The 11955-nt window shown below is 39.8% G+C and carries 10 protein-coding genes and 1 pseudogene; 7 read left to right on the top strand and 4 right to left on the bottom strand.

What is annotated here, in order from left to right; genetic code table 11:
- The 3 genes from AC2JBO_RS36960 to AC2JBO_RS36970 all read right to left on the bottom strand — a co-directional run.
- The coding region (locus AC2JBO_RS36960; RefSeq protein ID WP_496958615.1) for a GNAT family N-acetyltransferase at positions 1-437 on the bottom strand (437 nt) is incomplete at its 3' end.
- A 20-nt stretch (positions 438-457) separates the two neighbouring features.
- On the bottom strand, positions 458-874 hold the full coding sequence (locus AC2JBO_RS36965; protein WP_496958616.1) for a DUF4174 domain-containing protein: 417 nt from the start codon (positions 872-874) through the stop codon (positions 458-460).
- Between the two features lie 273 nt (positions 875-1147).
- A complete protein-coding gene (locus AC2JBO_RS36970) occupies positions 1148-2257 on the bottom strand; it encodes an S-(hydroxymethyl)glutathione dehydrogenase/class III alcohol dehydrogenase (RefSeq protein ID WP_496958617.1) in 1110 nt (369 codons plus the stop codon).
- 139 nt (positions 2258-2396) lie between these two features.
- Here AC2JBO_RS36970 and AC2JBO_RS36975 point away from each other — a divergent pair, with 139 nt between their 5' ends.
- From AC2JBO_RS36975 to AC2JBO_RS37005, 7 genes and pseudogenes are all read left to right on the top strand, one after another.
- Positions 2397-3698 (top strand): valine--pyruvate transaminase, encoded by a 1302-nt coding sequence (locus AC2JBO_RS36975; protein ID WP_496958618.1) that lies wholly within the window; start codon positions 2397-2399, stop codon positions 3696-3698.
- Between the two features lie 123 nt (positions 3699-3821).
- Positions 3822-4430 carry a ribosome maturation factor RimM gene (gene rimM / locus AC2JBO_RS36980; RefSeq protein WP_496958619.1) on the top strand — a complete coding sequence of 203 codons (609 nt, stop codon included), beginning with the start codon at positions 3822-3824 and terminating at the stop codon, positions 4428-4430.
- Between the two features lie 133 nt (positions 4431-4563).
- The gene (locus tag AC2JBO_RS36985; protein ID WP_496958620.1) at positions 4564-5475 is read left to right on the top strand and encodes a pentapeptide repeat-containing protein; all 912 of its coding nucleotides are present in this window, start codon (positions 4564-4566) and stop codon (positions 5473-5475) included.
- Between the two features lie 33 nt (positions 5476-5508).
- A pseudogene (locus tag AC2JBO_RS36990) lies at positions 5509-5634 on the top strand (hypothetical protein); the annotation flags it as partial.
- Between the two features lie 316 nt (positions 5635-5950).
- On the top strand, positions 5951-8368 hold the full coding sequence (locus tag AC2JBO_RS36995) for a phosphoketolase family protein (RefSeq protein ID WP_496958621.1): 2418 nt from the start codon (positions 5951-5953) through the stop codon (positions 8366-8368).
- 266 nt (positions 8369-8634) lie between these two features.
- Positions 8635-9660 (top strand): type I glyceraldehyde-3-phosphate dehydrogenase, encoded by a 1026-nt coding sequence (gap, locus tag AC2JBO_RS37000; RefSeq protein ID WP_496958622.1) that lies wholly within the window; start codon positions 8635-8637, stop codon positions 9658-9660.
- A 350-nt stretch (positions 9661-10010) separates the two neighbouring features.
- Positions 10011-11006, top strand: a complete 996-nt coding sequence (locus AC2JBO_RS37005) for a transaldolase (RefSeq protein ID WP_496958623.1) — start codon at positions 10011-10013, stop codon at positions 11004-11006.
- 81 nt (positions 11007-11087) lie between these two features.
- On the opposite strand, the gene AC2JBO_RS37010 is transcribed toward AC2JBO_RS37005, so the two are convergent.
- The gene (locus AC2JBO_RS37010; RefSeq protein ID WP_496958624.1) at positions 11088-11504 is read right to left on the bottom strand and encodes a WD40 repeat domain-containing protein; all 417 of its coding nucleotides are present in this window, start codon (positions 11502-11504) and stop codon (positions 11088-11090) included.
- Positions 11505-11955 lie beyond the last annotated feature (451 nt).

An 11955-nucleotide genomic window follows, 5' to 3' on the forward strand; every position in this document is an offset into this window, starting at 1 on the left:
AGCAAACTCATTGATGCTGTGTTCTCTAACATCACTGTCGCTTCGATGCGGTTTAATTCCATGTGTTCAAACGCAAATCGAATTATACTAGATAGCGCTTCCGTCATTATACCTGTTCGCCAATGTGCTTTTGACAACTCGTATCCTAACTCAGCGCAAAACATTGGTTTACCCCAGAGACGATAACCACAGGTGCCAATAATAATATTCTCGCTTTTCTTTGCTATTCCCCAGCGTATACCTTGTCTAGTTAAAAAACGGTCATTCCAAGTATTGATTAACCTTGCCGCACGTTCAAGATTTGCGAAAGGTTCGGCATCATGGTACTGTAAAACCTCTGGGTCTGAGAAGAAGGCAAATATCGCCTCAGTGTCAGATGACTGAATTTGTCTTAATACCAAGTTTTGCGTATCAATAGTAGGAAAGGTATCAAACATGTATAAATTGAATAACAGTATTATCTACGTTGCCGCATTTCTTGTTGTCGCATTGGCATTGCATCAATTTCACGAAAAATTGTTTCTGCTTGAACAACTTTAGAGTCTTCTCGTTTTGCACCACCATCTTTGCCAACCAAGATAACACGAAAATCATTATCGCTAATATTGAACCTCCGACGTAATTTTGCCGCAGATGCTGTATTTATTGGCTGTTGGTTACTATAACTTGTACCTTGGGTTAAAACTGTAACTAAAAGTAAATTTCTCTCATTTAAACCTTGTTGATGTTGTTGAAATTTTTGTACTTGTTGTTGGTAGTTTACATCTTCGGCATTATTTGCGAAAACTAGCAAAATACGGTTTTTCCATTGATATGATGCTAAATTAAATTCTGACATTGGAATATAAGCGTGAGATAGATGTGCTGGAACCATAGGCGCCAAGCTTAAGGATATAATAGTGAGAGTGCCGTAGCATAGGCGTCTCGCCTGTGCTAATAATGTATAAAAATTACAGAAGTTATGCATTTTCATTTTATAAAATAGCGCTCTTTTTGCGATAAATACATACATAAATAAAATTACAGTATCAATATTTACTTATTTTAACTAAACTTATTGCCTCTCTGGTAAAAAACAGGCTGCACAGGCGAGACGCCTATGCTACGTTTATGTTAATAATGCGTTTATGTTAGTAATACTTTTGTACTAAAATGTGACTACACTGCGAATAGATTCACCTTTGTGCATTAAATCAAATGCATCGTTGATTTTCTCTATTGGCATAACGTGAGTAATTAAATCGTCTATATTGATTTTGCCATCCATATACCAATCTACGATTTTTGGTACATCAGTACGACCTCTGGCGCCACCAAACGCGCTTCCTTTCCAAACTCTACCTGTAACAAGTTGAAATGGACGAGTACTAATTTCCTGACCTGCTGCGGCAACACCAATAATGACACTAACTCCCCATCCTTTATGACAGCACTCTAACGCTTGACGCATAATATTAACATTACCGATACACTCAAAAGTATAATCGGCACCACCCTTTGTTAAATTCACTAAGTATGGAACAATATCACCATCAATTTCCTGGGGGTTAACGAAGTGCGTCATGCCAAATTTTTCAGCTAAAGCTTTTTTACTAGGGTTAATATCTACCCCAATTATCATATTCGCACCAACCATACGCGCGGCTTGAATGACATTTAAACCTATACCCCCTAAACCAAATACAACCACATTGGCGCCAGGTTCGACTTTTGCTGTATTAATTACTGCCCCAATACCAGTAGTAACACCACAACCGATATAGCAAACCTTGTCAAATGGTGCATCTTCGCGAATTTTAGCTACAGCAATTTCTGGCAAAACGGTATAATTTGAAAACGTTGAAGTACCCATATAATGATGGATTTTTTTGCCGTCTATTGAAAAACGACTTGTACCATCAGGCATTAAACCCTGACCTTGAGTGACTCGAATAGCTTGGCACAAATTTGTCTTTTGACTCAAGCAATATTCACATTGGCGACATTCAGGAGTATATAAGGGTATCACATGGTCTCCTGGTTTGACACTTTTAACATCGGCGCCAACTTCAACGACAATTCCGGCGCCTTCATGTCCTAAAATAGCGGGGAATAATCCTTCCGGGTCTTTACCAGAAAGAGTGTAAGCATCGGTATGGCAAACTCCACTAGCTTTGATTTCAACTAAAACCTCACCCTGTTTTGGACTATCTAAATCAACTGTCTCAATAACTAACGATTTACCTGCTTCTTGTGCTACTGCTGCTTTAACTTTCATGCCTCTACGTCCTTTGTTGCTGCGTCATGGACTTTTACGAGTTTAATATTCCCCAAAATCATTTGCGAATCACGTCAATGTATCGTTACATTTAGAGAGAATTACTAAATCCATTACTTATTTTAATCGTTCGCGGCTTATGACTCCTGCACTTACCAAAATCGGCGCCCAAATGTCCAACCTTACAGGCGTTCGAGCTATTATGAAGGACATTATCGAAACATTGCGCGCGGGTGCAGGACAGCAATTTATTAACTTAAGTGCTGGAAATCCGTTAATATTGCCAGAAGTTGAGAAATTATGGCGTGATTGTACCGCTGATTTACTAGCTAGCTCCGAATATGGCGAAGTTGTTTGTCGCTACGGTTCCAGTCAAGGTTACGCTCCATTTATCGAAGCTGTTGTAAACGACTTTAATAAACGCTACAACTTAAACCTCACCGACCGTAATATTCTTATAACCCCAGGTAGTCAATCTTTATATTTCTACGCAGCAAACGCATTTGGAGGTTACACCCCCCCTTATCAAGGGGGGGAAGGGGGGGATTTAAAACACATAGTCCTCCCCCTTAGTCCTGACTACACAGGATATGGTGGTGTTGCACTAACTCCAGAATCTTTAATAGCTTATAAACCGACTTTAGATATAGATACCGCAGCACATAGATTTAAATACCGTCCCGACTTTAGCCAACTTTCAATAGACGAAAATACAGGTTGTGTTATTTTCTCACGTCCGTGTAACCCTACAGGTAATGTGCTTACCGACGAAGAAGTTAGTAAAATAGCATCACTAGCGGCGCCGTATAATGTACCAGTTATGGTAGATTCTGCATATGCTCCTCCGTTCCCAGCATTGAATTTTACTGAGATGACACCCTTGTTTGGGGGCAATGTTATCCACTGCATGAGTTTATCAAAAGCAGGACTGCCTGGAGAACGTATTGGTATAGCAATTGGTGACCCAGAAGTAATAAACGTATTAGAGTGTTTCCAAACCAATGCTTGTATTCACGCTTCACGCTATGGACAAGCTATTGCTGCACGCGCGATTAATTCTGGCGCCTTGGTTGAGATTTCTGAAACTGTAATTCGTTCGTTCTATCAAAACAAGTTTACAGTGTTGGAAACCGCTTTGGATGCTGCAATGCCTGACTCGTTACCTTGGTTCTTGCACCGTGGAGAAGGCGCCATTTTTGCTTGGTTATGGTTGAAAGATTTACCTATGACTGATTGGGAATTTTACCAGCAATTAAAGCAAGTTGGTGTAATTGCTGTTCCTGGTAGCAGCTTTTTCCCTGGTTTACGCTCCGAGTGGAAGCATAAGCAAGAGTGTTTACGTATTAGTTTAACTGGTAGTGATGAGGAAATAGCTACAGCTATGGAACGTTTAGCTGAAGTTACTGCAAAAGTGTATCGTGGCGCCACCGTAAGCGTGTAAGAAAGCAACGGATGCAACGGATGTAACGGATGTAAATGTAGGTTGGGTTAAGAGCTTCGCGCGTAACTCAACATCTTTAATAAATAAACCGCAAAGGACGCAAAGGACGCAAAGAAAAGAAATATGGAGAAGCAGAAAAAGAAACAAGTCAAACAAGAAAATCAAAATAAATCACCCCTTACTACTTATATTCCTGATGGTTGGTTACAAATAGGTACTATTGTCGCTGCACAAGGAATATACGGTGAAATGCGAGTGTATCCTGATACAGATTTTCCTGAACGCTTTGAAATACCAGGCTCCCGTTGGTTGTTACGTCCCGGTTCTATAGTGCCAGAACCAATTGAATTAGTATCAGGGAAATATCTAGAGGGTAAAAATTTATATATTATAGAATTAGAAGGAATTGAAAATCGTAACCAAGCCGAAGAAATGCGTGGTTGTAAATTATTAGTCTCCGAAGACGACCGTCCCCAATTAGGCGAAGATGAATATCATATTTTAGACTTAGTTGGATTAAAAATTTTTCTGTTAGGCGATTTTATCGGCACTGTTATTAATCTTATTCCTGCGGGTAACGATTTACTCGAAGTTGAACTTTACAATAAAGGCAAAGATACAAAAAAGACCGTTTTAATTCCTTTTGTAAAAGAAATAGTTCCTGTTGTAGATATAGAAAATAAACGCGCGGAAATTACACCCCCAGAAGGATTATTAGAACTGAATGACTAATTAATAAAATATACGCTATAAACGTGCGTTTTTATATCCAAAGAAGGATTATTTAAATCAAATAAATAGTCATAAAATGTACATACTAAGTATTGTAAAATACAAGTAAATCGAACTCACTAGCTGCTTCTAAATGGCAAATCAAAAGCATATTGCCTTACTGTTACAAGGCACAAATATCTGGAATAGGTACAAGGAGGAGGGATTTTCGAGTCAAATTGACTTAGAATCCGCACAGTTAGAAGCTACAAATCTTAGTGGAGCATACCTCAGTGGTGCTAATCTTAGTGGCGCCAATCTCAGCCGAACTAATCTTAATTGTGCCAACCTAAATCATGCTAACCTTAGTAAAGCTAATCTCGATCAAGCCTCTTTGAGACGAGCTTGTTTAATGCAAGCTAATTTAGAAAAAGCGATTTTATTTCAAGCGAATCTTACACAAGCTAATTTACTTGGAGCTTGTCTTCAAAATGCAGACCTGCAAGCAGCAGTAATAGTTCGTGCCAATTTAATGGCGGCAAGCCTCTCAGAAACAATTTTCTGGAAATCTATTCTAAACGGGTCAGTTTTAAGAAGAGCGGACTTAGGAAGAGCAATATTTCAAGAAACAAATCTTTGGTGTACAGACCTTAGTGAAGCTGATTTAACTAGTACTTATTTTCTACAAGTCAATCTGAACCGTGCCAACTTGCGCGCGGTCGATATGAGAGGAGCGCTATTAAAAAGAACTAGCTTTTGGCAAACTAATTTTGAAAACGCATTATTGAAGGAAGTGAGTTTCCGAAGGGCAGTATTTCATCAAACTAACTTTGAAGGCGCCAATTTGCAAGGAGCTAATTTAGAAAACGCAATTTTTAGAGAAGTTAATTTATCAGGAGCCAACTTAGCAGGAGCATGTTTAGATAAAGCTGTATTTATCAATGTTGACTTAACGGAAGCTAATATGACAGGCGCCTCTTTTCACAGAACTATTTTTAAAGAAGTTAATTTCAAAACTGCTTTAGGATTTGATATTAGTCTTAGTAATAGTGTATTAACATCCTAATTTAATAAAACAAGCTTTTGGTAAACAAATTTAGAAGGTGCAATTTTAAATAAAGTTGATTTTCAAACTGTTATTTTTAGTGAAACTAATTTAGACCAAACTTTAGGTTTTAATGGTAGTGTCAAGCAAACAGCACTAGTTAATTTGTTATTTTCTTAAGGGTAAATGTTGAAGATTATTGTTTTCAGAGCTGGGGAAACCCGGCTTCTGTAACATCTTTCTAAAGATATATTTATTTTGGTAAATAGATAGATTTTTATAGATACTTCCGATTATTATTTTTAAATTTATGCATGGTTGAAATAATGATTAAGTATGAGTTTTGTTATTAAATGCTTTGCTAGTGTTGGGAGAGGCTGCCAACTATAATTATTCCTATTTCTAATTGGTTTTTAGCAATAACTCCAAGCAATAGGATAATTGTACTTGCGAGTCATGACAAATTAGTACAATCGGTTTGCTACCAAGGTGTAATATGACTTTAGCAATTTCGACCGAACAAAAGCCTTTAACTGACGAAGAACTCCATTTAATTAACGCATATTGGCGCGCGGCTAATTATCTTTCTGTAGGACAAATATATCTTTTAGATAATCCGCTTCTTAAAGAGCCTTTAAAGATTGAACATGTTAAACCAAGACTTTTAGGGCATTGGGGCACAACTCCTGGTTTGAACTTTATTTACGTCCATCTAAATAGAATCATCAAAAAATACGACCAAAGTGTTATTTACATAGCTGGACCTGGACATGGTGGGCCTGGTTTAGTGGCGAATACTTATCTTGAGGGTACTTACAGCGAATATTATCCCAATATTTCCCAAGATACAGAAGGGATGCGGCGCCTATTTAAACAGTTTTCCTTTCCTGGTGGTATTCCTAGTCATGTGGCGCCAGAAACTCCGGGTTCAATACACGAAGGTGGAGAACTTGGTTATGCATTGTCTCATGCTTACGGCGCCGCATTTGATAATCCAGATTTATTAGTTGCCTGTGTTGTTGGTGATGGTGAAGCGGAAACAGGCCCACTTGCAACTAGTTGGCACTCGAATAAGTTTATTAACCCTGTAAACGATGGCGCCGTATTACCTATACTGCACCTCAACGGATACAAAATCGCTAACCCCACTGTATTAGCGCGTCTTGATGACGAAGAATTAGAAAGTTTATTTGTTGGTTATGGCTACAAACCTTACTTTGTTGAAGGTTCCGACCCAGAACTAATGCACCAACAAATGGCGGCAACCTTGGAAACCGTTGTAGAAGAAATTAAAGGTATTCAGAGAGAAGCGCGCGTACACGGGTTTACCAAACGTGCCCAATATCCAATGATTATCCTGCGAAGTCCCAAAGGATGGACTGGACCTTCATATGTTGATGGTAAGAAAACAGAAGGTTTTTGGCGTTCTCACCAAGTACCATTTGGTGAACTAAAAAGTAACCCCGAACATCTTAAGCTTCTTGAACAGTGGATGAAGAGTTATAAACCAGAAGAACTCTTCGACGAGAATGGTAAATTTATTGCTCAACTCGCACAACTGGCGCCAACTAAACAGCGACGCATGGGTGATAACCCACATTCTAACGGTGGTGTTTTAATACGTGCGTTGCGAATGCCCGACTTTCAGAACTATGCTGTTGATGTTCCAAAACCTGGTTCAATTAGTGCCGAGGCTACAAAGGTAACTGGTAAATTCCTCAGAGATATAATGAAGCGGAATTTAGAAAGCCGTAATTTTAGGATATTTGGTCCCGATGAAACACAATCAAACCGTTTAGACGCAGTATTTGAAGTTACTGATAGAACTTGGGACGCTCCCCGTATCCCTGAAGACGAACATCTTTCTCCAGACGGTCGAGTTATGGAAATATTGAGCGAGCATACTTGTCAAGGATGGTTAGAGGGATATTTACTTACAGGTCGTCACGGTTTCTTCTCGTGTTACGAAGCATTTATCCATATTATTGACTCAATGTTTAACCAACACGCCAAGTGGTTAAAAACAACTTTAGATATTCCCTGGCGCCGACCGATTGCATCACTCAATTATCTTCTCACGTCACATGTATGGCGCCAAGACCATAACGGGTTTTCGCACCAAGACCCAGGTTTCATTGACCATGTAGTCAACAAAAAACCAGAAATAATTCGTGTATATTTACCACCCGATGCCAACTGTCTATTATCAGTGACAGATCATTGCTTGCGTTCGCGTCATTATATAAATGTAATTGTGGCAGGAAAACAGCCCGCGTTACAGTACTTAGATATGGACGCAGCTATTAAGCATTGCACCAAAGGAATTGGAATTTGGGAATGGGCAAGTAACGATAAAGGTAGCGAACCAGATGTTGTAATGGCATGTGCGGGGGATGTGCCAACATTAGAAACATTAGCAGCAGTAGACATATTGCGTCGAGAGTTACCAGAATTAAAAGTGCGGGTAGTAAACATAGTGGACTTAATGAGACTTCAGCCACCTACTGAACACCCACACGGACTATCTGACAAAGACTTTGACTCAATATTTACCACCAGTAAACCAATTATTTTTGCATATCACGGTTATCCCTGGTTAATTCACCGTCTTACCTATCGTCGCACCAACCACCATAACTTACACGTGCGAGGTTATAAAGAAGAAGGAACTACAACAACACCATTCGACATGGTAGTGTTAAACGAATTAGACCGCTTCCATTTAGCAATGGACGTTCTTAACCGCGTACCTAACTTAAGTTGTAGTACAGCATACACCAAGCAAATGCTGCTAGACAAACTCATCGACCACAAAACTTACATTCACAAATATGGTGAGGACATGCCTGAAGTTCGAGACTGGAAATGGGAAGATATAGGCGCCAAGACTGATATTGGACACGAGGGTAGTTAGGCTGATCCCCCCTAACCCCCCTTGATAAGGGGGGAACAAGAGTACTTCTTACTTAGCCCCCCCTTATTAAGGGGGGGTTGGGGGGGATTTAATTACTCATTTCCTGACAAATCTTAAAACAAATCCATCAAATCAGCTTATTCACAATGCTACTGTCACCATTAATTTAGATCAGTCTGACTTAACGGTCACTGAACTAAAAACAAATTAGCTGCATCCTTAATCTTAGAAACTGAAAGCGAGATGCAGCATAAGGAGGATAACGCTTGGCTAAGTTGAAAGTTGGTATTAACGGATTTGGGCGTATTGGACGGTTGGTATTCCGTGCGGGCATTAGTAACCCCAACATAGAGTTTGTAGGTATTAATGACTTAGTGCCACCCGATAACCTGGCATATTTATTAAAATACGATTCAACCCACGGGATGTACAAAGGTACAGTTGAAGCAAAACCCGATGGTATTGTGGTTGACGGTCACTTTATTCCCTGCGTTTCGGTTCGTAACCCTGCTGAATTACCTTGGGGTAAATTAGGCACCGACTACGTAGTTGAAGCTACTGGTTTATTCACCGACTACGAAGGTGCAGCAAACCATATCAAAGCAGGTGCAAAGCGGGTAATAATATCTGCTCCCACCAAAGAACCCGAAAGAGTTCAAACTTTCGTGGTAGGTGTAAACCATAACTTATTTGATCCAGCGAAGCATACAGTTGTTTCTAATGCTAGCTGCACTACAAACTGTCTGGCGCCCATCGCTAAAGTTATTCACGACAACTTTGGGTTAGCCGAAGGGTTAATGACGACAGTCCACGCAATGACCGCAACTCAACCCACTGTAGATGGTCCCAGTAAAAAAGATTGGCGAGGAGGACGCGGTGCCGCACAGAATATCATCCCTTCATCAACGGGTGCAGCCAAAGCTGTCGCGTTAGTGTTACCCGACTTAAAAGGTAAATTAACAGGTATGGCATTCCGCGTCCCCACCCCAGATGTATCTGTAGTAGATTTAACCTTCAAAACAAGTAAATCTACTAGCTATAAAGAAATTTGCGAAGCCATGAAAGCCGCTTCAGAAAACGGACTCAAAGGTATTTTGGGATATACCGGAGACGAAGTAGTATCTACCGACTTTCAAGGAGATTTGCGTTCGAGCATCTTTGATGCAGGCGCCGGAATAGAGTTAAATTCTAACTTCTTCAAAGTCGTATCGTGGTATGACAACGAATGGGGTTACTCAAACCGCGTCATCGACTTAATGTTATCAATGGCACACAAAGAAGGAATCAAGTAGAAAGTGCTGAGTGCTGAGTGCTGAGTGGAGGTAGGAGTTAGGAGTTAGGAGGTAGGAGTTAGGAGTTAGGAGTTAGGAATAATGACTTAAAACTTAGCACTCAGCACTCATTACTCAGCACTCAGCACTAAAAAGATCAAGATGATTTAACTAAACTGCATAAAAACACACTGTAAAATCTAATTTTACCTGCCTAGAATAGGGCTGGAGGAGAATGACTTACGGACAAGCGTGGCTTTTTGTTAATTGCCTGTTACACAAATAAACAACGCGCTCCTCAATACAGTACTCCTGCCGACACGAAACGCAATTGATATAAGTCCTGATAAACAAAGTTCAAGAGGAATTTTATGTCTAGTAATTTACTTGACCAACTCAAAACAATGACTGTAGTGGTAGCTGACACAGGAGATATCGGCGCCATCGCGAAGTTTACACCAAGAGATGCAACCACCAACCCCTCTCTGATTACCGCTGCGGCACAAATGCCTGAGTATCAGGAAATTGTCAACAATACTCTCTTAAAAGCAAAACAAGATTTAGGAGCAGGCGCCAAAGAGGCAGATATTTTGACCTTAGCTTTTGACCGTTTGGCAGTTGCCTTCGGTTTAAAGATTCTAGAAATTATTCCTGGTCGCGTTTCCACCGAAGTTGACGCACGTTTGTCTTACGATACCGAAGCAACTCTCAACAAAGCACGCGGTTTAATTGCCCAATACGAAGCAGCAGGTGTTGGCAAAGAACGAGTATTAATAAAAATTGCGAGTACTTGGGAAGGTATTCGCGCGGCAGAAATTCTTGAAAAAGAAGGAATTCACTGTAACCTCACCCTACTATTTGGTATTCACCAAGCAATTGCCTGTGCAGAAGCTGGTGTAACTCTAATTTCTCCCTTCGTTGGACGCATTCTCGACTGGTATAAAAAAGAAACCGGACGCGATAGCTATGCACCCGCTGAAGACCCAGGTGTAGTTTCTGTCACCAATATCTACAACTACTACAAGAAATTTGGTTATAAAACCGAAGTAATGGGCGCCAGCTTCCGTAACCTTGGCGAAATTACCGAACTTGCAGGTAGCGACTTATTAACAATTTCACCCCAGCTATTATCAGAACTACAATCAACAAAAGGCGAACTACCCCGCAAACTCGACGCTGAAAAAGCAGCAGCAATGTCAATAGAAAAAATCACCATTGACAAAGCAACCTACGACAAAATGCACGCAGAAGACCGTATGGCTTCCGAAAAACTAGACGAAGGTATCAAAGGATTCACCAAAGCCCTAGAAAACCTAGAGCAATTACTTGCAGACCACCTTGCAAAACTAGCAACCACAGTCAGCTAAGTAGCTTAAATTTTACCTCTTGTGGAGCGGGCATCCCTGCCCGCCCTTTTTAAATTTAAAAGAGGTGCGAAAAGACAGTGACTATTTTGACATTTCATCACAAATACGTATGTCATCATATTTCAGCGTGGGACTTTTTTCTAGATAGTCGCTCACCCAACTACAACCCTGTTTTAGTAACTTATCTAGTTCTATATTTTTTAAATCCCAAAAAATAATCTTTTTTTCTAAGCCAGCAGAAACAGATGCTAAAATATTGTCATTTAGAAAAATTACGTTTCTAATTGCGCTTTTGTGACCGTGAAGACTGTGAAGCAAAATTCCATTACTAGCTTGCCAGATTTTTACAATTCCATCTTCACCAGCAGAAGCTAAAAGTTGACGATTAGGACTAAAATTTACACTTAAGATATGTCCTTTATGGGCAAAGAAAGATTTTAATAAAGTTCCATCATTCGTTTTCCATAACTTTGTTTTTTTGATGAGTACATTTGGCATTGTACACGGATAGCTATAAAACTGTTTCAGCTAAAAAATATCTGTAACTTTAATATAGTAGGTTTGTTTGCCTTTACTTAGGGCGCCTTGGGTAGTTTTGTAATGGTAAATTAAGAAAAAATTAGGTGTGTTGCTTAAAATCAAAGGAAACTTGCTGATATGTGCGGGGGTTTGGAGTAGGTAATGTTGGGCGCCGCAACTGCCCAGTATTGGTAATATTCAGGAGTTAGGTAGCATGGGTATTATTGCTTGTTTGTCAATCCTACTTCACACAACTTTAATTATCTAGTTTTAACTCATCAAATCAACGGCTTTAGGTTTTATAAGCCTCTATCTAACTAAGGAAAGAAACAACTACAAATAAAAATTCAAAAACAACTCAGTACCATCAATACCTTCGCCAAAAATCTGATTGGCAAAAATGCTTTTGCCGTCAACGTTTCCAGTCAAA

The sequence above is a fragment of the Calothrix sp. CBUCES-K 9914 genome (assembly GCF_059640475.1).

Excerpts from the sequence above, each read along its gene's own strand:
- AC2JBO_RS36965 (WP_496958616.1), bottom strand. The coding sequence starts at position 874 with ATGGTTCCAGCACATCTATCTCACGCTTATATTCCAATGTCAGAATTT.
- AC2JBO_RS36970 (WP_496958617.1), bottom strand. The coding sequence starts at position 2,257 with ATGAAAGTTAAAGCAGCAGTAGCACAAGAAGCAGGTAAATCGTTAGTT.
- AC2JBO_RS36975 (WP_496958618.1), top strand. The coding sequence starts at position 2,397 with ATGACTCCTGCACTTACCAAAATCGGCGCCCAAATGTCCAACCTTACA.
- rimM (WP_496958619.1), top strand. The coding sequence starts at position 3,822 with ATGGAGAAGCAGAAAAAGAAACAAGTCAAACAAGAAAATCAAAATAAA.
- AC2JBO_RS36985 (WP_496958620.1), top strand. The coding sequence starts at position 4,564 with ATGGCAAATCAAAAGCATATTGCCTTACTGTTACAAGGCACAAATATC.
- AC2JBO_RS36995 (WP_496958621.1), top strand. The coding sequence starts at position 5,951 with ATGACTTTAGCAATTTCGACCGAACAAAAGCCTTTAACTGACGAAGAA.
- AC2JBO_RS37005 (WP_496958623.1), top strand. The coding sequence starts at position 10,011 with ATGTCTAGTAATTTACTTGACCAACTCAAAACAATGACTGTAGTGGTA.
- AC2JBO_RS37010 (WP_496958624.1), bottom strand. The coding sequence starts at position 11,504 with ATGCCAAATGTACTCATCAAAAAAACAAAGTTATGGAAAACGAATGAT.